Origin of the sequence: Mesorhizobium delmotii (assembly GCF_900149755.1) — a bacterium.
GTDB lineage: Bacteria > Pseudomonadota > Alphaproteobacteria > Rhizobiales > Rhizobiaceae > Mesorhizobium > Mesorhizobium delmotii.
The window spans coordinates 1577972-1601990 of the sequence record NZ_FUIG01000013.1; the positions used below are offsets into that span (position 1 = coordinate 1577972).

A 24019-nucleotide genomic window follows, 5' to 3' on the forward strand; every position below is an offset into this window, starting at 1 on the left:
GGAGAACAGGGCAGCCCCCGCAGCCGAAGAGGAGAAGGGGCGTGGATATCGCGGCATGGCTACGGAGCCTCGGCCTGCAGCAATACGAGCCGGCTTTTCGCGACAACGATATTGAAGCTGAAACGCTTCCTCAGCTCACGGCCGACGACCTCGTGGCGCTCGGGGTCACATCGATTGGTCACCGCCGCAGGCTGCTCGCCGCCATCGATGCCCTACGCGCGACTTCGGATACGGCGGCCACGTCGACCACGCGATCCCTGGCGGCGGTCTCAGGGGCAGCCCCGCCGTTTCCAGAGGCTGAGCGGCGGCAGCTAACGGTCATGTTCGTCGACCTCGTTGGCTCCACGGCGCTCGCCGCGCACCTGGACCCCGAGGACATGCGCGAGGTGATCGGGACCTACCACCGCCGCATTGCCGAGACGGTTGGTCGCTTCGGCGGCTTCGTCGCGAAGTACATGGGCGATGGAGTCCTGATCTATTTCGGCTGGCCCCAGGCCGACGAGGCCGATGCCGAGCGCGCAGTACGCGCCGCCTTGGCCACGCTGGAAGCGGTTGGCCAGATTGCGCCCGCCGATGAGCGGTTGTCCGCACGCGTCGGCATCGCCAGTGGCCTCGCCGTCGTGGGCGACCTGCTGGGGGCCGGGGCCGCACAGGAGCAGGCTGTAATCGGCGAGACCCCGAACGTTGCCGCGCGGCTACAATCCCTTGCTGATCCTGGATGCGCAGTGATCGACGCGGAAACACGGCGGCGCATCGGCGGCCTGTTCGAGTGCCGCGAGCTTGGTGCGGTTCACCTCAAAGGGCTAACCGGCCCTGTCCGCACCTGGCAGGTGCTGGGCGAGGCCATGGTTCAGAGCCGCTTCGACGCGATGCATCCGGCCGCCCTCACGCCGCTGGTCGGGCGCGATGACGAGCTCGATCTGCTGCTGCGCCGCTGGCGGCAGGCGAAGGGCGGCGAAGGGCAGGTCGTGCTCATCGCCGGCGAGCCCGGCATCGGCAAGTCCCGCCTGATCGCTGCGCTCGAGGAGCACGTAGCTGGAGAGGTGCATCTCAAACTCAAGTACTTCTGCTCGCCCCATCACCGTGAGAGCGCCCTCCAACCGATCATCGCACGCTGGAAGAACGAGGTAGGCTTCGTGGACGGCGAGCCTGCGGAGGCTCGGCTCGACAAGCTGGAAACCCTGCTACACCCACTCGCCGCCTCGCATGAGCTGGCGCTCATTGCCGAGATGCTCGGCGTGCCGGGTGGCGAGCGGTACCCGCCACTGGCTCTCGGCCCGGAGCGCAAGAAGGAGCAGACCTTCGGGGCACTGCTTCACATCCTCGATGAACGGGCCTGCCGATCCCCCGTGCTGATGCTGTTCGAGGACGTGCATTGGGCCGATCCAAGCTCGCTGGAGCTGTTGGACAGGTTGATCATGCGCTTGGCCTCGCTGCCAGTGCTGGTGGTCATCTCCTTCCGGCCGGAGTTTGAGGCGCCCTGGGTCGGTCTGGCGGGTGTGACCTTGATGGCGCTGAGCCGTCTCAGTCCGCGTCAAGCCGCGACGCTCGCCTCTCAGGTGGTCGTGGGCCAAGCATTATCGGCCGGAATGCTGGATCGGATCGTGGCGCAGACCGACGGTGTGCCCCTGTTCATCGAGGAGTTGACCAAAGCCGTGCTGGAGAGTGCCAGCCAGCCCGATGCTGCTGTCTCGCCGCTTCCGATCCCGAGCACTTTGCAGGCTTCACTGACCGCTCGGCTGGATCGGCTGCCGGCCGCCAAGCAGGTGGCGCAGATCGGCGCGGCACTCGGCCGGGAGTTCAACCATGAGCTGCTGGCCGCCGTGGCGGGACTACCCGAGGCAGCGTTGGCGCAGGGACTGGACGAGCTCGTCAATTCTGGTCTTGCGTTCCGGCGCGGCACGCCGCCCGAGGCGACCTACACGTTCAAGCACGCGCTCGTGCAGGACACCGCCTACGTGAGCCTCCTGCGTGGCACACGCCAGAAGTTGCACGCCCGGATCGCCCAGGTACTGGAAGAGCGCTGGCCGGAGGTGGTCGAAACCCAGCCTGAGCTGCTGGCCCATCACTTTACCCAGGCGGAACTGACCGAGCGGGCTGCGGACTACTGGCAGCGGGCCGGGGAACGCACCTTCCGGCGCTCGGCCGTTGCGGAAGCCATCGGCCATCTCACCCGGAGCATTGACCTCGTGCGGACCTTGCCCGAGAGCCGCGCCCGGGCAGAGCGCGAACTTCATCTTCAGACTATGCTTGGTCAGGCGTGCATTGCCCGGTACGGCCACGCAGCACCTGAGACCGCCTCCGCTTTCGCCCGGGCGCAGGAGTTGGTAGAGGCCGTAGGCGACGCATCACAACAGTTTCCTGTGCTGTATGGGTTCTGGGCTGTCCAATTCGTACGCATGGCGCTTCCCGAGCAGCAGAAGCTGGCCAGGCAAATTCTCGCCTTGTCCGAGCTGCACCCAGACCCGGAGCGGCTGTGCTTGGCGCACCGGATGTGCGGCGCGACAGATGAGGTGGGGGGCGAGCTGCTCGCCGCCCGCGAGCACCTCGAGTGTGCCGTTGCGCTGTACGACCCGGAACGGCATGGTTCGACGGCCTTTGTTTTTGGCCAAGACCTTGGCGTGTCCGCGCTCGCCCACCTGACCTGGGTGCTGTGGCTGCTGGGCTACCCGGATCAGGCATCCCGCCGACAAGCCGAGGGATTGGCCTTAGCCCACCGGGTCGGCCATAAGAACACCCTCGGGTTTGCCCTGATGTACAGCGCGCTGGTGGGGGCTTTTGGCCGCGACGACAGCGCGGCCGCGGCGCATGCGGCGGTGTTGCTGGAGCTGGCCCGGGAACACAAGTTGGATCTATGGGCCGCCAGCGCGACGGTGGTCCAGGGCTGGGCCATGGCTCGCCACGGTCAGGAGGCCGCCGGGATAGAAGCGATCCAGCGCGGGCTTGCGGATTGGGGGAAGAGCGGCGCGGCGTGGATGCGTCCGTTCTTCCTGGGCCTGCTGGCCGAGGCTTGTGCCCTCTCGGGGGACATGCAACGGGGGCTCGGTGCACTGGATGAGGCTCTGGCAGTGGTCGAGGGGACAGGGGAGCGTTGGCCGGAGGCCGAACTGTATCGCTTGCGCGGGCAGCTTCTGGCAGCCCTGCCGGACGGAAGACCAGATGAGGCGAGCGCCGCATTTGAGCACGCGATCGAAATCGCCCGACGTCAATCCGCGAAGTCCTGGGAGTTGCGTGCGGCCACCGGTCTTGCCCGGCTCTGGCGCGACCAAGGCAAGCCTGCCGATGCCCACACCCTGCTCGTGCCCGTGAATGAGTGGTTCTCCGAGGGCTTCGAGACCCCCGACCTCAAAGGGGCCAGGGCGCTGCTCGACACCTTGAGGTGAATAGAGTCCACGCTACCCCTTGGCAGCATTCGAAAAGACCACCCGTCCCAGCCATTTACCGAAGCGAGACTAGGGGGAAATTCTGACATTGCAGAATCATTGTCGAGTAGCTCAGCCAGTCAGCTTTCGCCCTTACAGATACGGGCGGGCGGGAGCAAAGCGTCCGAAACGCGATATTCGAAGTGGTCACAGCGAACGGTGGAGAAATGGCGCTCCTTGCTGGTTTCGATGGGTGGTACGGCAGGTTTCCACCCACCGAAATGCCTTTCGCGGAGCCGGGTCCCGACCGTTTCCACGCGCTCTGAGGCGCTGTGGCGCAAATGGGTTTCCCGCCTCCCGGTGTCGAGCGGTCTTCGCATACATCGCGATTGCCCTTCCCAAACTCGAATTCCAACGCCTCCGCTGATCTCCGCCGCTAGCTGTTAGCGGCTGCAGGCGATGGTTCTCTGTAGCGTTCGCCGCTCGTCATGATCGCCCCAGATCATACGCGCCATCTTGTTGGCGAGCGCGACCGCGGCGACCTTTGCCGTGCGACGCCCAAGGAGTTGGACCAGCCAAGGTCGCCTGGTTCCGTGGCGCTGCGCATACAGAATGACTGCGAGCGCGCTGGTGCGCGAACACCAGGCGCTGCTCTCCATTGCGGCGCGGCTTGAAGATGTCGGACGTCTCGCGGCGGAAGAGGCACTTAGGATCCTGCGCGACGGGGCGAACCCCGGGGACCTTCCGATCGTGCGGGCGACGGACTTCGCTTATGTCGTAAATGTGGAGGTGGCCAAAAAGCTGGGCCGCTACCCACCCTTCGTCTTTCTGCAAGTGGCCGAGGCGGTGAACAACTGATCCTGGGCGTAGACGAAAAGCACCCCGGGGTTGGGGAATGAACGCCCGCTTCTGGCGCGACCGGCTCGTTTCAGCGACGACTGCAGACTGACCTTGTTTATACCGAAGTGCAGCGACCACTTGCTAGATCGCTCTTCCCGCGCCTCCATGTTCAGCACGCGCTCGTAGACACGGCACGTGGTCGCGACCTCGTTAACACAGAGCACAATATGCTCGAGCGCGTTTGCATGTCTTCAGTTTATCCCCCGCCGCGATCAAGCGCGAGTTGGTGCGCAAGACTGTGTCGACCCTTCCGCGACCGCCGGAGAAATCGATGGCCAAAACCTGACCCCAATGCCGTTCTGCTGACCTCTGACCCAATGCAGCGATTCGGTTGACTCCGGATTAGCCCGGAACCCCAGGCTATGATACCTTTTCCGCAGTGTATCCGGCGTCATTTCTGTAAATCGTGTGACGCACATGGGCTTTCTCATGGAACGCAAGCTTGCGGCGATCCTTGCCGCTGACGTCGTAGCCTACTCGGCCCTCATGGAAGCGGACGAAGCGGGAACATTCGACCGGCTGAAGGCGGGCCGTAAGGAACTGTTCGAGCCCGAAATAAATAAGCACCATGGCCGCATTTTCAAACTGATGGGCGACGGCCTGTTGGCGGAATTTGGTAGCGTTGTCGATGCTGTCGAATGCGCGGTGACTCTCCAGCGCGGCATGGCGGAGCGCAATGCCAGTGTCCCCGAAGGCAAAGGCATCGAGGTCCGTATCGGAATCAATCTGGGAGAGGTGATCGTCGAAGGCGAAGATCGCTACGGCGAGGGCGCAAATGTTGCAGCGCGACTGCAACAGCTCGCTGAGCCGGGTGGCATCTGCGTGTCAGGGAAGGTATCGAAAGAGGTCGAGAAGAAGCTGGCCTTCAGCTTCGAGCCGATGGGCGAACAGCGGATGAAGAACATCGCAGAGCCGATCGCCTGCTATCGCGTGAATCTGCAAATCGCACCGCCGGCTCAGCCTGACCGACCCGTGTCGGCCGCGCCCAACTGGCCCAAAAGGGCGGCAATCGCCGTTTTGCCGTTCAACAACATGAGCGGCGATCCCGAGCAGGAGTATTTTTCTGACGGAATCACCGAGGACATCATTACCGATCTGTCGAAAATCTCCGGCCTCCACGTTGTCGCCCGCAACACCGCGTTCATCTACAAGGGCAAGCTAATCAATGTGCAGCAGGCGGCACAGGAGCTCGGTATTAGATTCGTGCTGGAGGGTAGCGTCCGCAAGGCCGGATCGCGCGTTCGTGTTACCGGACAGCTCATCGACGGCAAAGACGGCAGCCACGTCTGGGCGGACCGCTACGATCGAGAGCTGACCGACATATTTTCTATTCAAGACGAAATCACGCACGCCATCGTCGATCAGCTGAAGATCAAGCTGCTGCCCGAAGAGAAGAAAGCACTCGCGGCAACTCCGACAGAGAATGTCGAAGCCTACACCTACTACCTAAGAGGCCGGCAATTCTCCCACATGTGCTCGAAGTCATACGTGCTCCTGGCGCGGCGCATGTTCTCTAAGGCGGCGGATTTGGATCCGAACTATGCTCGCGCCTATGCTGGAATTGCTGACTGCGATTCGATCCTTCAGTCGTGGCATCATCACGCTGATGTCTCCATCGATGGCATCCTGGCGATGAGCGCCAAAGCACTGGCGCTCGATCCCAACTTGGCCGAGGCACATGCCTCCCGCGGGCTTGCGCTTCAATTTGGTGGGCGCCATGAGGAGGCGATCGCCGAATTCGAGCATGCGCTCGCACTCGACCGCAATCTTTACGAAGCCAATTATTTCTATGCCCGGTTCTTCTTCGAACAGGGCGATTTCCAAAAGGCGGCCGAATTCTTCGAACGCGCCGTTCAAATCCGGTCCGACGACTACCGCTCTCCTGTTTTGCTTACAGCTGTTTACCGCTCGCTTGGACGGCATGTGGACGAGGAGCGGTCGGCGCGGCTAGGGCTGGAGAGGGCTGAACGCGAACTCAATCTGCACCCTGAGAATTCAGGTCCTGCCCAATTAGGCGCGCTTGCGTTGGCGCATCTCGGCGAACGTGACCGGGCAAAGGATTGGGCGGCCCGTACCTTGGCGATAGACCCCGATGACCTCCTTGGCCAGTACAATATTGCATGCGTCTATTCGCAGCTGGGCGACCTTGACGCGGCAATCGACCTGCTGGAGAAGGTGCTTCCTCACAGAAGCTCCGAGCAGATCCTGTGGTTCAAGAACGACTCCGACCTGGACCCCATCCGCAGCCATCCGCGTTATCAAAAGCTGCTTGAGTCGATCGGGGCCTAGCGAGCGCCGACTAAGTGACCACATTTTAGATGACATCGCCGAGGGCGGGCGAGACCTCTCGGGTTCCGGTTCTGGCGCTATCGAGGCAACGCCCGCTTCAGGTTCTCAGCATGCCGACATGATCGTCAAAGGGCCGGGTCGGGTCGATTCGAGCCGTGCGCGAGGGGCAGCTTTTGAGAAGGGCCATGAATGTCGCGATATGGCGCATCTTTCCAATTGGGCACAGGCAGGGCACTTCCGCTCCCACGAGTGAGAAGTTCAGCGAACTTCCGTCTATCCGTTTCGTGTTCGCGCTTTGATCTTCCTTAGCGTTGTTTAGCGGGAACCCAGCGCTAGCCCTCCATTAGGGGATTATTGCCCGTGGCCAACCTGAAACGTCTTCAGTGAGTTTGGTGAGCCGTCATTGCGCCGCCGTTCCCGCACGCCAAGGACGTTTCCTTCGGCTCCGGATAGGCCGCCGTTAATTTCTTGGCACAATCTTGGCGAATTCGCACCGCCCGCGCCTCCGCAGACGATGCGAATTTCGACGCTTCTGCGGTATTGCTTTCGGCAACTCCGCTGCAGAAATCACTGCCTAACCGGCTGCCAGCTCAATATCGCACGCCCTCGCCAGCTCAGTATTTGGCTTTTCCGCGCCAAGCGGCGTGGCCCACCCAGCCTTCTCAATGACACCGCGCCGATTGTAGCCCTGTGCGGCTTTGAGCTCGGCAAGCAGCTCTACCGACCGGGGATCGCTTTTTGACTGTGCCAGGCAATATGGTGTCATGGCGGACGCCACGGCTGCGACAGAGGCGCTTTCCGCCATCTTCTGAGCGGTGCCGCCTGTGACCCATCCGCCCCAAGTAAAACCAACAATTGCGAGCGCAATGGCTCCGGCACCCGCGCCGAAAAGGCCGGGTTTCGTCCATGTGGGGATTTGCATGATGTGTCCGATCTTGATCTGGACAAGCGCGCATGATTGCGCGCGAGACGTTAACTGTATCACCAAATTGTTGCAGACGGTGAGAATTCGTGAGGCGTTAGCCTAAACGCGGCCGGCATCAGAGGCGTGGGAAGCAAGCAAGTCCGCTGGACAGGTCTATTTCCGTGCAAACTGCGCCCGCAGCAAATCAACTCGGGACCGGACGTCGCTGAATTTCTCTGTCGCGTAGATGCCGTGGCCCGGCGCTGCTGCTGAAAAGTTTGTCCCGCCGCCAGAACTATTTGGCTCGAACTTGATGATCTGATCAAAATTCAGCATGAACTTGGTGCCGTTCGAGTCGGTCAGATCGCACGCTGTTTCCTTCCCGACGTTCGCTTGAACGCCGAGCTCGCTAGTTCCGTTTTGAACCAATGGACGCTTTCCGTTGCTGTTGCACTTTTTCGCCAGAAAATCGAGCAGTGCTCGAAGTGCAGCAGGCTGGTGGCGGTTGGCCGGAAACACCGCGTTGATGCTGCCGCCCTTGCGCCCATAAGCCGGTAGGACGCGAACGAGCGAGCCCCCGTCCAGATAGGGCTGTGTCATGGCGTCAGGCAGGATGGCGATGCCGATGCCCGAGAGGGCGGCGCTTAGCTCCGCATGCGGGCCGGTCACACTGATGCGGCCCTTGACCTCAACTTCAACCCGGCCGTCAGGCCCATCCAGTTCCCAGATCTCTTCGCCTCGGTCGGAGGTGAAAAGAACGAAGTCGTGGTGGGCAAGATCGCCAAGTCTGCGCGGCGCAGGATGGTCTTGGAGATAGGCCGGACTCGCGACCAAAATCATCGACGAAAGGCCGAGACGACGCGTGAGATAGGTCGAGTCCGGCTGCTGACCGGTGAGGATAGCGAGATCGGCCTGCTCCTCCAGCGGATCGACCGCGGTGTCCGTGAGGCGAAGCGCAATTCTCACGCTCGGATGCAGGGACAAAAACTCCCGCAGCCACGGAATGAACGACATAGTCGCGAAGGTGATCGGAGCGGTAACGCGCAAGAGGCCTGTCGGCTCGGCTCGCGATGCCGCCACTGCTTCACCCGCCTCCGCGATCAGCGCCAGTCCGCGCGAGGTCGTTGTGTAGAAATTGCGGCCTATGTCCGTGAGTTCGACCTTGCGCGTGGTGCGATAGAGCAGTTGTGCGCCAATCGCCATTTCCAGCCGGGCGACGATTCTGCTGATGGACGCGCGTGGCAGACCGAGCGTGCGCGCGGCGGACGTAAAGCTACCCGCCTCGGCCACTTGGGCGAAGACCGCAACGTCGTTAAGGTCAGGAATTTGTTGTCCGACTGGCAACACTGTTGTTCAACTGTCCTGTCTACAGCGACAATACTTCGCGTGCCACGTTCCCGCAAGGCGCCGTCCTTCTGCGGCGCGAAGTAGGAAGGAGCAGGGTCATGACTGCCAAAGAGAACAACAAATCAGGTTCCATCAATCGTCGCATCGTGTTGCAATCGGGCGCTGCGCTTGGATTGCTTTCGATGACCAGGCCGATCTGGGCACAGACTGTGAGTGAACCTGTGGTGCTCATCACAGGCACCAGCACTGGTTTCGGCAGACTGATGGCGGAAGGGTTTGCCAAAAATGGTGCGCGGGTAATTGCGACGATGCGCGACCTGAACGGCAAAAACGCCGCGGCCGCGCAAGAGTTGCGATCGCTTGCCGGCTTCGCAACGCCGATCGAAGTTGTCGAGATCGACGTGCTCTCCGATGAGTCTGTAGCAGCCGGCGTTGCTCGGGCGATGGAGAGTGCCGGCCGCATCGACATCGTTGTCAGCAATGCCGGCATCGTCGTGCCCGGCCCGGTCGAACTTCAGCCGCCTATGGCTTTTGTGTCGAACATAGACACCAACCTAGGCGGCGCGCTGCGCCTCTACCGCGCAGTTGTCCCGCATATGCGGGCGCAAGGCAGCGGCACGATTATTCAGATGTCGAGTGCGCTCGGGCGCGCAATAGATCCGATGCTCGGCGGATACTGTGCCTCAAAACTCGCCGTCGAAGCAGCAGCCGACGCGCTGGGTTATGAGGTCGCTGCCTCGAACATAGAGGTTGCGGTGGCGCAGCCGGCCGGCGCCTATCCGACACAGCTCCAGGCCAATGCCATCCGCTACTGGGAGCGAATGCTGACGACCCTGAACGAAACGGACCGAGTCAAGCTCAAGACCTACGCCCCGCATATCGAGGCGATGCTGACCGACCTGGCACCTGACACCGCACTCGATCCACGTGAGGTGTCGGACGCTGTCATTGCTCTCGCGGCAACAAAATTCGGCACGCGGCCGGGCCGGCTGACCGTCGGTCCTTACAGGGATGGCATTGATCCCGTGAACGCTGCACATGAGCAGCTGCAAAACGACATGATTTCGCACAATCGCATCGCCGATTTGCTGATGCTGAAATAATGATGTGCGCTCTGCCGGCCGGTGGTCGAAAGCCGCCGGCTCGCGCACAATTGAACCACCAACCGTCGCGCCGCGTTGTATGCAAAGCGCTTCGAGTTTGGTGACCCGGATGATACCCGAAAACACGACGTCGACTGCCTTGGAACACTATCTGGCCTGCCCATCAAAATGGTCGAGTGTGGGCAACTACAAAGGTCCGCTCGTCCTGCGCAGGCGCGTCGAACCTGCTCGGGTGGACAGCTGGTTCATTCCAGGTACTCCCGACCCGTGGATTGTGTTGATGACCGGCGGCAAGCGCACTGTCGAAGTGCGCGACGGCAAACGATGGCGAAAAGCGATATCGGGTCCAGGCCAGGTCGGTGTCACCTCGCCAAGCACGACGACCGAGATCCGCTGGCGGAGCGAAAGCAGCGCACCGGTCGAAACTATCCACCTTCATATCGATAGCGTTTTCTTCCGGCGGGTTACCGCCGAATGCGGCCGCGGCGATCCGAATGCGATCGAGATCACCAACGCCTTATCCGAGTCCGATCCTCTGATCGAGCGGCTACTGAGCACGCTGGTTCCGCAACTGCGCGGACCTGATCCTTCGGGCCATATGTTCGCAGACGCCGCTGCCGAAATGATCGCGATCCATCTCTTGCAGCGCTACTCCACTAGGTCTGTCATAGTGCGAAACGCCGAAACAATATCGCGCAAAAAGCTGCGGCAGGTGGAAGACTTTGTCGACGCGAACCTCGGCGAAAACGTGACGCTGGACGAAATGGCGCGCGTGGCCTGCATGAGTGTTTTTCACTTCGCGCGATCATTTAAGCAGAGCACGGGCGAAACGCCGCATGCATTCGTCCGTCTGCGAAAACTTGAGCACGCCAAGCGCATGCTTGCCGAAACCGACTGGGACGTTCGCCGCGTGGCGCGCGCGGTCGGCTACACGAATGCCAGCCATTTCGCCGCAGTGTTCCGCGAGAAAAGCGGGGTCACGCCCGCTGCCTACCGACAGTCGATCCGCTAGACGAAAACAAAAGCAAGACGCCGGCATCGGCAGCAAAAACCCGGCATCGGGTCATTCTAATTTAGCTGGAGACAACCGCATGACAGGAGTCTCCCATGAGCATGCCTTCTCAGCAGACAGCTTTCACTGTGAATCGACGTAGCCTGCTTAAGAACATTGGAGCAGCGGGCGCAGCCGCCGCAATCTTACCTGCAAATAGCCTTGTCGCCGGCCGCGCTTTCGCCCAAGAGCCACAAGGCGATGTCGTGATGCGCCCGATCCCGCGCACCGGCGAAATGGTGCCGGCGATCGGACTTGGCACATTCATGACATTCGATGTCGTGCCTAGCGGCGAACGCGCGAAAATTAGCGAGGTCGTACGCCTCTTCTGGGAAGCCGGCGGACGCATGTTCGACACCTCGCCCCTTTACGGCATGTCGGAAGTGAACCTAGGCGACTTTGCCTCCGCTCTTCAGATCAGCGGAGATATGTTCATCACCAACAAAATCTGGTCAACCGGCGACTATCTGGCCGATGACAGCCATGCTGAGCGCAGCCTCGAAGTCTCAATGGAACGCCTGTGGCGCAAGCATATCGACGCGATGCAGTGTCACAGCCTGGTCAACGCCGAGATCGTTATTCCGCTGCTCAATGCCTGGAAGAAAGAGGAGCGGATCCGCTTCATTGGCGCGTCACATCACGATCCAGCCTATTTCGACCCGCTTGCCACTTGGGTCGAGAGCGGCCAGCTCGATTTCGTGCAGGTGCATTACTCCATCCATACCCGCAAAGCCGAGGAACAGGTGCTGCGCGCCGCAGCCGATCAAGGGGTCGCCGTCGTCGTCAACATGCCGCTGGAAAAGGCGCGACTTCACAAGATCGTCGCCGGGCGGCCGCTGCCAGACTTCGCCGCAGACCTTGGAATCGAAAACTGGTCACAGTTCTTCCTGAAATGGGTCATCGCACACCCGGCCGTCACCTGCGCTATCCCGGCTACGTCCAATCCGGAGCATGTCCTTGAAAATGTCGGCGCGATGCGCGGCGAATTGCCCGATGAAAAAATGCGAGCAAGAATGGTCGCCTTCATGGAAGAGCTCCCCGGTTTCGCTGAGCTCAACGAAAAGGGCGCTGCGTCCTGGTATCCGAACAAGAACTACAATGGCCTCGTCGGACAGGCGCAAGCGGAACTGCGCGAGCGGACTTGAACGACGTCAAGTCAATCAAAGCAGCGACGGGCGCTGGACAAGCGTCCGCTGCTGACCCTGAAGTCGACCCTTGCCACGGAGGCTAACGAAAGCGGAATCTATTCGAGTCTTCGCGTTTGCCAGGGCAGACGAGTGGCTCATGAAGCCGGATCAGCCACGCGTTGATGCAGGGTTCCTCGATACACTGCAAACCGAAATCCCGCCCGAAGGTCGGCTGATGGTGGGAGTTGACATCCACCCAGAATGATCAGAGCCATAGCGGCCGCTTCCAACGGTCCGGGCGGCGACAGGCTACTCGTTCCAGCGGCCTTCTCGGAGCTTGTGCTGCCATTGCCGGCGGTCACGAGTGCCGTCAACAGTCGGCGCGATGTTATAGGCCGGCGCCCATGTTCTTGTTGATCTCCCAATCCAGCGTCAGCCGGTAGAGCCGGACGACTTCGGACCAAGGGGTGTGAAGCGGTCCGCACATTGTGTTCTGCCTCAGTTTGCCGGGATGTTGGGAACTTTGATGAGACCGCGCCTCCAGCGGCCGTCGCCGCATCCGTCCTCATCCAGGCATTCGCTCCTTGCCATCACCACTGTCCTGCTCCGCGTCGAAGTGGACGCCGCCGGGTTATCTCCCTGCCGGCAGCTGAACTGCGGGCGATTAGTGTGCGACCGCTTGCCGAAGCAAAGATGATCGGCAGGTGAGCTGGCGGGATGAATGCAAGCCGCGTTCCCGGATTGGAAGCGGCGGGCCTCGGAGCGCTATGAGTCTCGCGCCCCGGCACTAGCTAGCCACAACAACAAGGTCCAGACGCTATTGTTCCCACCCTGAGCCCAAGCCGTCGGACGCGCCCAGTAGGAAATTGAACTGCCGGGTGGACGAACTGCAAAAAGCCCGCTGCGGGAGGAGGTGCAGCGGGCTCTCTATTTGGGCGAACTCGGGAGAAGGTGAGTTCGCTGTTTGTCAGCATCGCATCTGGGAGGAGTAGATGGCCAACAGCAAAAAACTACGGACATCCAATTGAATTCGCAATGCACAATAAATTTATCGCACCTGCGAAAGGGTCGCAGAGCTTGCTGGAAAGCCACCGGAGGCAGCTTCGTCACGCGGATTCCTGTCGAAGCGTTCGGTCGCGTCCCTACAGGTGGTGTAGCTCGGCGGTAGCGAAGCCGCTCGCGAGCGCCCTCGATAGCGCTGTAGCGAGCGAGCGGCTTTGCGGTGGTCATCGACAGTTCGCCGGTAAGGTCGGGTTGCTGACACCAACCTGATTCGAAGGAACCATCGATGACCGACGACATGATGAACCTGCGCGCGCTCGTGGAAAAGACTCCGGATTCCGATCTTTTGCGCGAGATGATTGGCTTTGCCGCCGAGCGGCTGATGGAGCTGGAGGTTGGGGCCGCCACCGGCGCCGCCTATGGCGAGAAGAACCCGTTGCCCCCGGCCCAGCGCAACGGCTATCGCGAGCGCGACTGGGAGACGCGCGCCGGCACCGTCGAGCTGCGCATCCCCAAGCTCAGGAAAGGGCTCCTACTTCCCCGGTTTCCTCGAGCCGCGGCGCATGGCCGAGAAGGCGCTGACCGCCGTCATCCAGGAGGCCTACGTCCAGGGTATCTCAACCCGCTCGGTCGACGACCTGGTCAAGGCCATGGGCATGAGCGGCATCTCCAAAAGTCAGGTCAGCCGGCTGTGCGAAGAGATCGACGGTCTCTGCTTCATCCGAGTGCCCGAGCCCAATTAAGCAGCGATGCGCTTCCTCGGAAAGGTTGTCGATGTAGTTCTTGGCCATCAACACCTTGATTCCGTGCATGAACTTTTCCGAGGAGCGCGAGTCGCGCGATAGCACGACGCTTTCCTTGACGAGGTGGATCTCAATCTCCAATTCGTCGAGTGTCACCCAATCCTTGAGGTTGCGGTAGAGACGATCGGTCTTCTCAACCAGGATGATGCGTACGTTGTCAGACGCAGTACAAGCGCCTCGAAGATCGCCTCCAGGCTATGTATCTGGATAAGCTCGACGGACGTATCGACAATGCTTTCTATGATCGCATGTCGACGCAATGGCGAGTGGAACAGACGCGTCTGCTACGCGAGATCGAGCGGCACAGCGAGGCGCAAGAATCATACATGGAGGACGGCCTGCGGCTCCTGGAACTGGCCCGTGATGCCAGCCAACTATTTGCGAAACAGGCCGCAAACGAGAAAAAACGCCTCCTGAATTTAGTGCTGTCGAACTGCAAATGGGATCGCGGTGAAGTTCGCGCAAACTTCAGGCAACCTTTTGACTTGCTTGCAGATTCAGCGGCTGCAGCGGCGTCGAGCGATGCCACCAGGGCGAAAATGTCCACAGGGCATCCAGTTTGGCTGGGGCGCCAGGATTCGAACCTGGGATTGTCGGTACCAAAAACCGATGCCTTACCACTTGGCTACGCCCCAGCAACGGGAACATGCCCGTTGCGCGCGGCCTTATAGGACGAGCCGACGGAAAGCTCAATGCCGAGAATAGCGGCTATGCACAACTGGGCTGTAGCCAGAGTTTCGGTCCGCAATCATCGTCCTGGATGGGGAACTCTGTCGCTATTCACCCCAGACGGCCATTTCATTGCCGGCCGGATCGACGAAATGGAACCGCCTGCCGCCGGGAAATGAGAAGATCGGCTTGACGATCGTGCCGCCGGCATTTTCGACCGCGCCCAGGGTTTCTTCCAGGTCTTCGGAATAAAGCACGGGAAGCGGCTTGGCGGGCGCTTCGCCGGCATCAGCCTGGAAGCCTCCGTCAAGACCTTCCGAAAACGCCGAATAGGTCGGCCCGTAGTCGGTGAACGACCAGGAAAAGGCGGCGCTGTAGAAAGCCTTGAGCCTATCCAGCGTTCCACCAGTTGCCGGCATTTCCAGATAATCGAGTTTTCCGGTCAGTCTCATGGCGTTAACCCTGGTTCCTGTTATGTTCTACTTAAATGGCCATCGAGCCGCAAGTCTTTTTGCCATCGCTTTTTCTTAATCGATTGTAGAAGCCGGCTGGCTTTGCCGACGCTTGCCTTTCGCACTGCAGCATCATATCGCTCGGATAGGGACACGGCGGAACTTCGGCTTCGTCAATCATTTCAATCTCCTGCAACCGGAGAGCAAGCATGACCAAATGGGTCTACACCTTTGGCGACGGCGCTGCGGAAGGCCGTGCCGGCGATAGGAACCTCCTGGGCGGCAAGGGCGCCAATCTGGCCGAAATGTGCAGCCTCGGCCTGCCCGTGCCTCCAGGGTTCACCATCACCACCGAGGTCTGCAACGCCTACTACGCCAACGGCCGCACCTACCCGGCCTCGCTGGAGGCGGACGTCGCGATTGCGCTTGACCACATCGGCCGGCTGACTGGGCGCCGTTTCGGCGATCCCTCGAAACTGCTTTTGGTGTCGGTGCGTTCCGGTGGCCGCGCCTCGATGCCCGGCATGATGGACACCGTGCTCAACCTCGGTCTGAACGACGAGACGGTCGAGGCGCTGGCCGCCGATTCAGGCGATGCGCGCTTTGCCTATGACAGCTACCGGCGTTTCATCCAGATGTATTCCGATGTCGTCATGGGCCTTGATCATGAGGTGTTCGAGGAAATCCTCGAGGACCAGAAGGGCGGGCTCGGCCATGAACTCGATACCGAACTGACTGCCATCGAATGGCAGGGCGTGATCGCACTCTACAAGGCCAAGGTCGAGGAGGAACTCGGCAAGCCGTTTCCACAAGATCCGAACGAGCAGCTCTGGGGCGCGATCGGCGCCGTGTTTTCGAGCTGGATGAACAACCGCGCCATCACCTATCGGCGCCTGCACGACATTCCCGAAAGCTGGGGCACCGCGGTCAACGTCCAGGCCATGGTCTTCGGCAATATGGGCGAGACCTCGGCCACCGGCGTCGCTTTCACCCGCAATCCGTCGACCGGCGAAAAGATGCTCTATGGCGAGTTCCTGGTGAATGCACAGGGCGAGGATGTCGTCGCCGGCATCCGCACGCCGCAAAACATCACCGAGGCGGCGCGCATTGCCGCCGGCTCCGACAAGCCTTCGCTGCAGAAGCTGATGCCGGATGCCTTCCAGTCTTTCGTCACCATCTCCGACCGTCTGGAACAGCACTACCGCGACATGCAGGATCTCGAATTCACCATCGAGCGCGGCAAATTGTGGATGCTGCAGACGAGGTCCGGCAAGCGTACCGCCAAGGCGGCGCTCAAAATCGCCGTCGACATGGCGCGGGACAAGCTCATTTCAAAGGAGGAGGCCGTCGCCCGCATCGATCCGGCCTCGCTCGACCAGTTGCTGCATCCGACCATCGATCCGACGGCGGCGCGCGATGTGATCGGCATCGGCCTGCCCGCATCTCCGGGCGCTGCCACCGGCGAGATCGTCTTTTCCTCCAATGACGCCGAGGAGCTCAAGACGCAAGGCCGCAAGGCGATTCTCGTGCGCATCGAGACCAGTCCCGAGGACATCCACGGCATGCATGCGGCGGAAGGCATCCTGACCACGCGTGGCGGCATGACCAGCCACGCCGCGGTGGTGGCGCGCGGCATGGGCAAGCCGTGTGTGTCGGGCGCGGGCTCGCTGCGCGTCGACTACAGAGCCGGCACGCTGATGGCGATGGGATCGACGTTCCGCAAGGGCGACATCATCACCATCGACGGCGGTAACGGCCAGGTGCTGAAAGGCGCCGTACCGATGCTGCAGCCGGAGCTCTCGGGCGATTTCGCCGCCATCATGGAATGGGCCGATAGCGTGCGCCGCATGAAGGTGCGCACCAATGCCGAAACGCCGCTCGACGCGCGCATGGCGCGTTCCTTTGGCGCCGAAGGCATCGGGCTTTGCCGCACCGAGCACATGTTCTTCGAGGGCGACCGTATCGTTGCCATGCGCGAGATGATCCTGGCCGACACCGAAAAGGGCCGGCGAACGGCGCTCGCAAAACTCTTGCCCATGCAGCGCTCGGATTTCCTCGAACTGTTCGAGATCATGGCCGGCCTGCCGGTGACGATCCGCTTGCTCGATCCGCCACTGCACGAATTCCTGCCCAAGACCGAGGAAGAGGTGGCCGAAGTCGCCGCCGCCATGAGCGTGTCGCCCGACAAGCTCAGGCAGCGCACCGAGGCCCTGCACGAGTTCAACCCGATGCTTGGCCATCGCGGCTGCCGGCTTGCGGTTTCCTATCCCGAAATCGCCGAGATGCAGGCGCGCGCCATTTTCGAGGCGGCCGTCGAAGCCGGCAGAAAGGCCGGCGCGCTGGTGGTTCCGGAAATCATGGTGCCGCTGGTCGGTCTGGTGAAGGAACTCGACTATGTCAAGGCGCGGATCGACGCCGTCGCCAAGAGCGTGATGGAGGAAACCGGCGTCGAGATCACCTATCTTACCGGCACGATGATCGAACTGCCGCGCGCCGCGATCCGCGCTCATGTCATCGCCGAGGCGGCCGAATTCTTCTCTTTCGGCACCAACGATCTGACCCAGACCACTTTCGGCATCTCACGCGACGATGCGGCCTCGTTCCTGGAGACCTATCGCCAAAAGGGCATCATCGAGCAGGATCCGTTCGTGTCGCTCGACATCGAGGGCGTCGGCGAACTGGTGCGGATGGCGACCGAAAAAGGCAGGGCAACGCGGCCGGAGATCAAGCTCGGCATTTGCGGCGAACATGGCGGCGACCCGGCCTCGATCCATTTCTGCGAAGAGGTCGGCCTCGACTACGTGTCGTGCTCGCCCTACCGCGTGCCGATCGCCAGGCTGGCTGCCGCGCAGGCGGCGGTACAGGCTGCAAAGAATGGCCGCAGGTAAGGGGCACGACGTCGGCAATGACTGCACCACCGACTGATCGGCAGGACAGGTCTCGAGCCGTCCGTGCTCAGGCTGGTTTGGCTTCGATCGTCACCTTGTTGGGATAGAACGCGCCGTGATCGCGGATTTCGACCATCTCGTCGAAAGGCTGCTCATAGGCCCACATCGCATCCTTGCCTGCTTCCGCGGCAGGCAGCACGCTCCAATAGCTCGCATCGCCCTTGTAAGGGCAGTGGGTCGTCAGTTCCGTCTTGCGAAGCTGGTCGAAATCGATGTCTTCGAACGGAATGTAGAGGACCCGGGGGTAGGGGGATTCGGTCAAAACCTTGGCCCTCGTGGACGAGGCAATGACCGCGTCGCCGGCGCGTACGGTCACAGTTCCATTGTAGGGCTCGATAGTAATCACTTTATCCGGGTTGCGCTGAAAGCCGGGTGACGGATTGGCGATCTGGTCCATGACGGGTTCTCCTTGCGTCGACCTAAGAGACTTTTCGAAATTCGCTCTGGCGAGTCATGTGGTGGTGGTTTCGAGAACCGGCGCGCAGCGGACATTTGGGTCCGTGAGCACCGGAAGCGCAGAAAACGCCATCAGATGGCCGCCAGAGTAGAGTTTCCAAACGGTCTCTTAGGTGTGTCGGGCGTGCGCGCCACGCAAGGCCGCCGTCGAATGCGGGGCTCGAAAACCATCGCCTTTGGCGTTGCCGGGTCTCTTGTCAAGCCGGCTGTGCCGATGACCAATCAGGCGGCAGCCTGAAATGCATCCATCAGCCCGGCATAGGCGGCGGCGATACCGGCGACCGGATTGGTGCTTCGCGAGGCGGTTTCGACCTTGAGCGCACCACCGCCGGTCGGCAAGGTAAGAAGCAGGAACTGGCGGTCGCCGCCATCGCCGACGCATGCCGCGGCAACATGCTGGCCTTCGCCTTCGTTCTGAACGCACATCTTGAACAGCAGCGTGCCGCCGACCGCCTCAAGGGCGCCGCCGACAACTTCGACGAATTCGTCTTCGGAAACGGTTTTGGCGTCCGGCACCAGATCAGCCAGACTTTCGGCGAGCGTACTTTCGAGAGTCTTGTCGTCGAGTTGCGCGTCCATGCGAACCTCTTTCATTCGCCAATCGCACCCCTGCCCATTAATCAAAGTTAACGCCGACGATGGCCGGATTGTGGCGGTTTTCCCTGTCTTTTCGATCAATGTACTGCTTCTGCCCGGTCATGGCTGGACAATCCGCTTGTTCGTCCCACAATGGAACGAAAAGCCGATGGGAGGAAAAGCATGCTCGGACTGATGCAGGAATGGCCGCTGCTTTGCCACAAGCTCATCGACAACGCAGCGAGGCAGCACGGCGAACGCGAGATCGTATCGCGCTTGATCGAGGGCCCGATCGTCCGGACCACTTACGCCGAAATTCATCGCCGCGCCTTGCGGGTCGCCGAGCGGCTCGAGCGGGATGGCTTTGGGCTTGGCGATCGCATCGCCACATTGGCCTGGAATACGGCGCGCCACATCGAAGCCTGGTACGGCATCATGGGTGTCGGCGCGATCTATCACACGCTCAATCCGCGCCTGTTTCCCGAGCAGATCGTCTGGATCATGAACAATGCCGAGGACAAGGCGATCTTCGTCGATCTGACATTCATGCCGCTGCTTGAAAAGATCGCCGGCGCGGTCAAATCGCTGAGAAAGGTGATCGTGCTGACCGACAAGGCGCACATGCCGCAAACGGCGCTGCCGAACGTCGTTGCCTACGAGGAATGGCTTGACGAAGCCGACGGCGCCTTCACCTGGAAGACGTTCGATGAAAACACCGCCGCCGGCATGTGCTACACCTCGGGCACGACAGGCGATCCGAAAGGCGTCCTCTACAGCCATCGCTCGAACGTGCTGCACGCCATGATCGCCGCGATGCCCGACGCCATGGGCCTCTCGTCGCGCGACACCATACTGCCGGTCGTGCCGATGTTCCACGCCAACGCCTGGGGCCTTGGCCAGAGCGCGCCGATGATCGGCGCCAAGCTGGTCATGCCTGGCTGCAAGATGGACGGCGCCTCGATCTACGAGTTGCTCGACACCGAAAAGGTGACGTTCAGCGCCGCCGTGCCGACAGTGTGGCTGATGCTGCTCCAGCATCTGGAGGAGACCGGCAAGGAACTTCCCTATCTGAAGAAGGTCGTCATCGGCGGCTCATCCTGCCCGCGCGCGATCACGACGAAGTTCCAGGACAATTACGATGTTGAGGTCATCCACGCATGGGGCATGACCGAAATGTCGCCGCTCGGCACCTTGTGCACCATGAAGCCGGGCTATGCCGGGCTTGAAGGCGAAGCCAGGCTCGACGTCCAGGGCAAGCAGGGCTATCCGCCTTTCGGCGTCGAAATGAAGGTGACTGACGATGACAACAAGGAGCAGCCGTGGGACGGCAAGACATTCGGACGCTTGAAGGTCCGCGGACCGGCGGTCGCGCGCGCCTATTATGGCGGCATCGGATCCGAACAGTTCGATGAAGAAGGCTGGTTCGATACCGGTGATGTCGCCCATATCGACCCGAGCGGCTATATGCAGATCACCGATCGCGCCAAGGACGTCATCAAGTCGGGCGGCGAATGGATTTCGACCATCGAGCTCGAGAACCTCGCGGTCGGTCATCCTGACGTGGCGGAGGCGGCCGCCATCGGCATCCAGCATTCGAAATGGGGCGAACGGCCGTTGCTTGTCGTCGTCTGCAAGCCGGGCCGGGAGCCGACCAAGACGGATATCCTCGCCTTCATGGACGGCAAGGTGGCGAAGTGGTGGATGCCGGATGACGTCGCCTTCGTCGGCGAAATTCCCCATACCGCTACCGGCAAGATCCAGAAGACCACCTTGCGCCAGCAGTTCGGGGACTATCGCCTGCCGACGGATTGACTGACATGACGACCTTCGCCTTCAAGCCGCCGCTAAACGGCTCAAAGCGCCCGTTCGGGGTGGAGCAGTGCTGAAAACAAGGGAAAGTCCCGGGCGACAGACGTCGAAGGCGGCCGGCTGGTCGCGGCGGACAGGCGCTTTTTCGGCGGTCCTGCTCCTGACCGTTCTTGTCGGCCACCGATATGAGCTTGTTGAAACGCCGGCCTTCCTTTGGGTGCTCGGCATTGTCGCGCTGCTTGCCGCCTTGGCGCTTTTATTCGCCGGATTTGCCTTTTCGAGATTCTGGAATTTCGGCGACCGTGGCGGTCGCGATCTCACCGTCGGCACGGTACTGGCACTGCTGGTGCTTGCTCCCTTTGGTATCGCTGCCTACTGGGCAGCGACTTCTCCGCCGCTCAGGGATATCTCGACGGATTTCGACGATCCGCCGGTGCTCGACACCAGCACCCGGACCGGGGATATGAACGCACTTTCGCCGCCGACCCCGGGCGAGCAGCGCCTGCAGACCGAGACCTATCCGCTTGTCACCGGACGCAGCTACAATCTGCCTTTCGATCGGGTCCTGGAAGCAGTCGCAACCGTGCTCGACCGTCGGGATTGGCAGCTAACGGCGCCGTTTCCCCGTGCGATCGGGCAAAGCGAGGTGACGATCAACGCCCTGGCCAAGAGCTTCCTCCTCAGCCTTCCCGCCGACGTCGCCATCCGTGTGACCGACGATGGCGTTGCGATCATCGTCGATATGCGTTCGGCCTCCCGTTATGGCCGCTACGACCTTGGCGACAATGCGGCCCGCATCGTGGATTTCCTCACCGAGCTGGATCAGGAAGTCGCCGGCCAGGTCGGCACGGCCCCGGCCGAGTGATGTCCAGAGCATTTTACGGCCAAGCGGTATCGCTCGGCGCCACAGAAAATGCGGCTGATACAATCAGAGGTTGCCGGGGTCTATTCCCTTCGGTCCGCGGGCAGACTATTCGCCAGGGTCGAATTCACCCTTGAGCAAGATTGTCTCCACCGGCCCAAGCGGATTGATGATCCGGTTCTCCAGGACTTCGATAAGTTTGCGTCCGACACCCGCCATATCCACGGAATGAATTCCGATCTTTGCCGGCAGGAAGCGTGCCAGCCGCGTGCTGTCACGAGTGACAATGTGGACGTCGCTCCCCGGCACAAGACCTCTTCTGCCAAGAGCGTGTAACGCCCCTAGAAGGCCCAGTTCGTTGGCGCATGCCAAGCCTGTCGGCGGATCTGAACAAGCCAGCAAGCGATCGAACCAGGCTGCGCTCGATTCCATGGTGAACATGCCATGACCGATCAGCGATTGGTCGATCGGAATACCGGCCTCGGCCATCGCCCTTCCATAGCCGGAAAGACGCGTGGCACTTGCCTGATCCTCCGGAACCAGAAGTTGCAGTGCAATGCGTCGACAGCCCTTATCGATGAGCCGTCGGGTTGCCTCGTAGGCAATCTGTTCATTGTCGACATCGACATAGGGATACGCGGCATCCAGGTCGGTTCTTCCAAACGCGACGAATGGCATGCGTTTATCCAGCAGCAGCTTGACGCGCGGATCACCCGACACCAGGCGCGTGATGATCAGTCCGTCTGTGCTGTGCGCCTGAAGCTGCCGCTGCACACTCTCGACGGGATCGTCGTCGGGAGTGGTGGAATAGATGGACAGACTATAACCGGCTTGCCGCGCCGCCAGCGTCATGCCTTCGATTAAGGGAAGCTTCAACAGATCGGACAGATGGTCTCGTGTCTCCATCGGGAGTACTGCCGTCAGCGTCAGCGTTCGACCGGTTTTGAGCGCACGACCATGATGGTTTGGTAGATAGCCGACCCGCTTAGCCGCCTCCTTGACGCGGGCTATGGTCGAGGGCTGCACTTCCGGCCCATCCTTCAGAGCGCGGGACACCGTGGTCACCGAGAGGGAAAGTTCCGCCGCGATCTGCTTTAGATTGGCCATTGTTCGCCCGACTTCATTTTGCGAAAGCGCCGGCTGATTTTGCTGACCGCCATAACGTTACCGGATTCCACATCCCGGTCAATCCAAACGCCCATAGGAAGCAGCTTGACTCCAGCGCATTCAGATGCAATCGTAACGTTACGATTACAAAAAAATGGCCATTTCGAGCAACATTTGATAAAAGTTGGGGAGGAGAACCTATGTCCTGGCTACGCATTTCCTTAACAGCATTCGCAATCTCGGCTGCCTTGCCCGTCCATGCGCAAACAGTCACCATCACGACCGCAGGTGGCGATTATGGCAACGCCATGAAAGAGGCCATGTGGGGCCCTGCTGCAAAAGAGCTTGGCTATGATGTCCGCGAGGAGACGCTAAGCGACGGCCTGGCCGCCTTGAAGATGCAGGTCACCTCGGGTGCGGTCACGACCGACGTCATTCACCTGGGCTCACCGGAAGGCGCCCAGGCGGCCGCTCAATCGCTGCTGGAGCCGCTCGACTACAAGATCATCGATCCCAAATCCGTGCCGGACGGCGCAAAGTCCGACTACTGCTATCCGTTCGATTCCTATGGCACCGTCATGTCGTGGAACACCAGGACCTTTGGCGAGAACCCGCCGAAGACCTGGGCCGAGTTCTGGGACGTTGCCAAATTCCCGGGCCGCCGCGCATTGCGCGCCAATGCGCAGGACTCGATCGAGATCGCGCTTCTCTCCGATGGCGTGGCGCCGGCCGACGTCTATGCCGTTCTCAGCACGCCGGAAGGGCTGGAGCGCGCCATCAAGCGGCTTGAAGCGATCAAACCAGATGTCGCGGTGTGGTGGACCTCGGGAGCCCAGTCGGCGCAGCTGCTGAAAGATGGTGAGGCGGATCTGGTCGTTACCTGGAACGGACGGGCAGAGACCGTGAAAAAAGATGGCGGCGCGGCTGACTACACGTTCAAGGGTTCGGTCATCGGCACGGACTGCCTCGGGGTGCCGAAGGGAGCGCCGAACAAGGAAGCCGCGATGAAGCTCATCGCAGCGATGACGCAGCCCGCGCGTGTTGCGAAGCTGACCGATTTCATCGCCTATGGCCCGGTCAATCCTGCGGGATATGAGGGTGGCCTCATTCCCGAGGACCGTCTGAAGACGCTTGCGACCGCACCTGAAAATGCCGGCACTTCGGTGTTTTCGAATTCAGAATGGTGGGTCAAGAACGGCGAGGCTGCCCAACAAGCCTTCGACGAGATGATGGCCCGCTGAGTCTCAGCTGA

The 24019-nt window shown here is 61.2% G+C and carries 19 protein-coding genes, 1 tRNA gene and 1 pseudogene; 11 read left to right on the forward strand and 10 right to left on the reverse strand.

Translation table 11 applies throughout. The features are described from left to right. Nucleotides 1-41: 41 nt before the first annotated feature. Both BQ8482_RS09025 and BQ8482_RS37630 read left to right on the forward strand, forming a co-directional pair. Nucleotides 42-3383, forward strand: coding sequence for an AAA family ATPase (locus tag BQ8482_RS09025; RefSeq protein WP_123147123.1), 3342 nt, complete (start codon nt 42-44; stop codon nt 3381-3383). Nucleotides 3384-3974: 591 nt separating this feature from the next. Next, a complete protein-coding gene (locus BQ8482_RS37630; protein WP_165848461.1) occupies nt 3975-4220 on the forward strand; it encodes a hypothetical protein in 246 nt (81 codons plus the stop codon). Here the strand turns inward: BQ8482_RS37630 and BQ8482_RS40300 are convergent. Next, nucleotides 4172-4426, reverse strand: a complete 255-nt coding sequence (locus BQ8482_RS40300; RefSeq protein ID WP_123147124.1) for a VOC family protein — start codon at nt 4424-4426, stop codon at nt 4172-4174. The genes BQ8482_RS37630 and BQ8482_RS40300 overlap by 49 nt on opposite strands. A 265-nt stretch (nt 4427-4691) precedes the next feature. Here BQ8482_RS40300 and BQ8482_RS09040 point away from each other — a divergent pair, with 265 nt between their 5' ends. Next, on the forward strand, nt 4692-6551 hold the full coding sequence (locus BQ8482_RS09040) for a TPR end-of-group domain-containing protein (RefSeq protein WP_123147484.1): 1860 nt from the start codon (nt 4692-4694) through the stop codon (nt 6549-6551). Nucleotides 6552-7125: 574 nt separating this feature from the next. On the opposite strand, the gene BQ8482_RS09045 is transcribed toward BQ8482_RS09040, so the two are convergent. Beyond that, nucleotides 7126-7473, reverse strand: coding sequence for a hypothetical protein (locus tag BQ8482_RS09045; protein ID WP_123147485.1), 348 nt, complete (start codon nt 7471-7473; stop codon nt 7126-7128). A 156-nt stretch (nt 7474-7629) separates the two neighbouring features. Continuing rightward, nucleotides 7630-8802 (reverse strand): LysR family transcriptional regulator, encoded by a 1173-nt coding sequence (locus BQ8482_RS09050; protein ID WP_123147125.1) that lies wholly within the window; start codon nt 8800-8802, stop codon nt 7630-7632. Nucleotides 8803-8900: 98 nt separating this feature from the next. Here BQ8482_RS09050 and BQ8482_RS09055 point away from each other — a divergent pair, with 98 nt between their 5' ends. From BQ8482_RS09055 to BQ8482_RS09070, 4 genes and pseudogenes are all read left to right on the forward strand, one after another. Then, complete coding sequence (locus tag BQ8482_RS09055) at nt 8901-9905, forward strand: SDR family NAD(P)-dependent oxidoreductase (RefSeq protein WP_133254715.1); 1005 nt, start codon at nt 8901-8903, stop codon at nt 9903-9905. A gap of 4 nt (nt 9906-9909) precedes the next feature. Beyond that, on the forward strand, nt 9910-10917 hold the full coding sequence (locus tag BQ8482_RS09060) for a helix-turn-helix domain-containing protein (RefSeq protein ID WP_133254716.1): 1008 nt from the start codon (nt 9910-9912) through the stop codon (nt 10915-10917). Nucleotides 10918-11018: 101 nt separating this feature from the next. Continuing rightward, complete coding sequence (locus tag BQ8482_RS09065; protein ID WP_123147486.1) at nt 11019-12101, forward strand: aldo/keto reductase; 1083 nt, start codon at nt 11019-11021, stop codon at nt 12099-12101. A 1270-nt stretch (nt 12102-13371) separates the two neighbouring features. Next, a pseudogene (locus BQ8482_RS09070) lies at nt 13372-13792 on the forward strand (transposase); the annotation flags it as partial. Here BQ8482_RS09070 and BQ8482_RS39055 read toward each other — a convergent pair. The 4 genes from BQ8482_RS39055 to BQ8482_RS38040 all read right to left on the reverse strand — a co-directional run bounded on the left by BQ8482_RS39055 (nt 13703) and on the right by BQ8482_RS38040 (nt 15190). After that, the gene (locus BQ8482_RS39055) at nt 13703-14035 is read right to left on the reverse strand and encodes a recombinase family protein (RefSeq protein ID WP_342210939.1); all 333 of its coding nucleotides are present in this window, start codon (nt 14033-14035) and stop codon (nt 13703-13705) included. The pseudogene BQ8482_RS09070 and the gene BQ8482_RS39055 overlap by 90 nt on opposite strands. 413 nt (nt 14036-14448) lie before the next feature. After that, a tRNA-Gln gene (locus tag BQ8482_RS09080) sits at nt 14449-14523 on the reverse strand. 141 nt (nt 14524-14664) lie between these two features. Next, nucleotides 14665-15009 (reverse strand): VOC family protein, encoded by a 345-nt coding sequence (locus BQ8482_RS09085; protein ID WP_123147128.1) that lies wholly within the window; start codon nt 15007-15009, stop codon nt 14665-14667. 31 nt (nt 15010-15040) lie between these two features. Next, nucleotides 15041-15190, reverse strand: coding sequence for a hypothetical protein (locus BQ8482_RS38040; RefSeq protein ID WP_165848462.1), 150 nt, complete (start codon nt 15188-15190; stop codon nt 15041-15043). Nucleotides 15191-15218: 28 nt separating this feature from the next. Between BQ8482_RS38040 and ppdK the strand changes: the two genes are divergently transcribed. Next, the gene (gene ppdK, locus BQ8482_RS09095; RefSeq protein WP_123147130.1) at nt 15219-17897 is read left to right on the forward strand and encodes a pyruvate, phosphate dikinase; all 2679 of its coding nucleotides are present in this window, start codon (nt 15219-15221) and stop codon (nt 17895-17897) included. A gap of 67 nt (nt 17898-17964) precedes the next feature. On the opposite strand, the gene BQ8482_RS09100 is transcribed toward ppdK, so the two are convergent. Next, entirely contained in the window at nt 17965-18354 is a 390-nt protein-coding gene (locus tag BQ8482_RS09100) for a DUF427 domain-containing protein (RefSeq protein ID WP_123147131.1), read from the reverse strand. Between the two features lie 281 nt (nt 18355-18635). After that, complete coding sequence (locus BQ8482_RS09105) at nt 18636-18992, reverse strand: hypothetical protein (RefSeq protein ID WP_123147487.1); 357 nt, start codon at nt 18990-18992, stop codon at nt 18636-18638. 180 nt (nt 18993-19172) lie between these two features. Between BQ8482_RS09105 and BQ8482_RS09110 the strand changes: the two genes are divergently transcribed. Together BQ8482_RS09110 and BQ8482_RS09115 are read left to right on the forward strand one after the other, a co-directional pair. Next, nucleotides 19173-20801 carry a fatty-acid--CoA ligase gene (locus BQ8482_RS09110; RefSeq protein ID WP_123147132.1) on the forward strand — a complete coding sequence of 543 codons (1629 nt, stop codon included), beginning with the start codon at nt 19173-19175 and terminating at the stop codon, nt 20799-20801. Nucleotides 20802-20868: 67 nt separating this feature from the next. Next, the gene (locus BQ8482_RS09115; RefSeq protein WP_244602666.1) at nt 20869-21663 is read left to right on the forward strand and encodes a DUF1499 domain-containing protein; all 795 of its coding nucleotides are present in this window, start codon (nt 20869-20871) and stop codon (nt 21661-21663) included. Between the two features lie 105 nt (nt 21664-21768). Here the strand turns inward: BQ8482_RS09115 and BQ8482_RS09120 are convergent, their stop codons facing one another. Beyond that, nucleotides 21769-22767, reverse strand: coding sequence for a LacI family DNA-binding transcriptional regulator (locus BQ8482_RS09120; RefSeq protein WP_123147133.1), 999 nt, complete (start codon nt 22765-22767; stop codon nt 21769-21771). A 200-nt stretch (nt 22768-22967) separates the two neighbouring features. Between BQ8482_RS09120 and BQ8482_RS09125 the strand changes: the two genes are divergently transcribed. Further along, the gene (locus tag BQ8482_RS09125) at nt 22968-24008 is read left to right on the forward strand and encodes an ABC transporter substrate-binding protein (RefSeq protein WP_123147134.1); all 1041 of its coding nucleotides are present in this window, start codon (nt 22968-22970) and stop codon (nt 24006-24008) included. Nucleotides 24009-24019 lie beyond the last annotated feature (11 nt).

Coding starts and splice junctions, on each gene's coding strand:
- BQ8482_RS09055 (WP_133254715.1), top strand. CDS start 8,901: ATGACTGCCAAAGAGAACAACAAATCAGGTTCCATCAATCGTCGCATC.
- BQ8482_RS09125 (WP_123147134.1), top strand. CDS start 22,968: ATGTCCTGGCTACGCATTTCCTTAACAGCATTCGCAATCTCGGCTGCC.
- BQ8482_RS09085 (WP_123147128.1), bottom strand. CDS start 15,009: ATGAGACTGACCGGAAAACTCGATTATCTGGAAATGCCGGCAACTGGT.
- BQ8482_RS09040 (WP_123147484.1), top strand. CDS start 4,692: ATGGAACGCAAGCTTGCGGCGATCCTTGCCGCTGACGTCGTAGCCTAC.
- BQ8482_RS09120 (WP_123147133.1), bottom strand. CDS start 22,767: ATGGCCAATCTAAAGCAGATCGCGGCGGAACTTTCCCTCTCGGTGACC.
- BQ8482_RS09065 (WP_123147486.1), top strand. CDS start 11,019: ATGCCTTCTCAGCAGACAGCTTTCACTGTGAATCGACGTAGCCTGCTT.
- BQ8482_RS37630 (WP_165848461.1), top strand. CDS start 3,975: ATGACTGCGAGCGCGCTGGTGCGCGAACACCAGGCGCTGCTCTCCATT.
- BQ8482_RS09100 (WP_123147131.1), bottom strand. CDS start 18,354: ATGGACCAGATCGCCAATCCGTCACCCGGCTTTCAGCGCAACCCGGAT.
- BQ8482_RS09105 (WP_123147487.1), bottom strand. CDS start 18,992: ATGGACGCGCAACTCGACGACAAGACTCTCGAAAGTACGCTCGCCGAA.
- BQ8482_RS09045 (WP_123147485.1), bottom strand. CDS start 7,473: ATGCAAATCCCCACATGGACGAAACCCGGCCTTTTCGGCGCGGGTGCC.
- BQ8482_RS38040 (WP_165848462.1), bottom strand. CDS start 15,190: ATGATTGACGAAGCCGAAGTTCCGCCGTGTCCCTATCCGAGCGATATG.
- ppdK (WP_123147130.1), top strand. CDS start 15,219: ATGACCAAATGGGTCTACACCTTTGGCGACGGCGCTGCGGAAGGCCGT.
- BQ8482_RS09110 (WP_123147132.1), top strand. CDS start 19,173: ATGCTCGGACTGATGCAGGAATGGCCGCTGCTTTGCCACAAGCTCATC.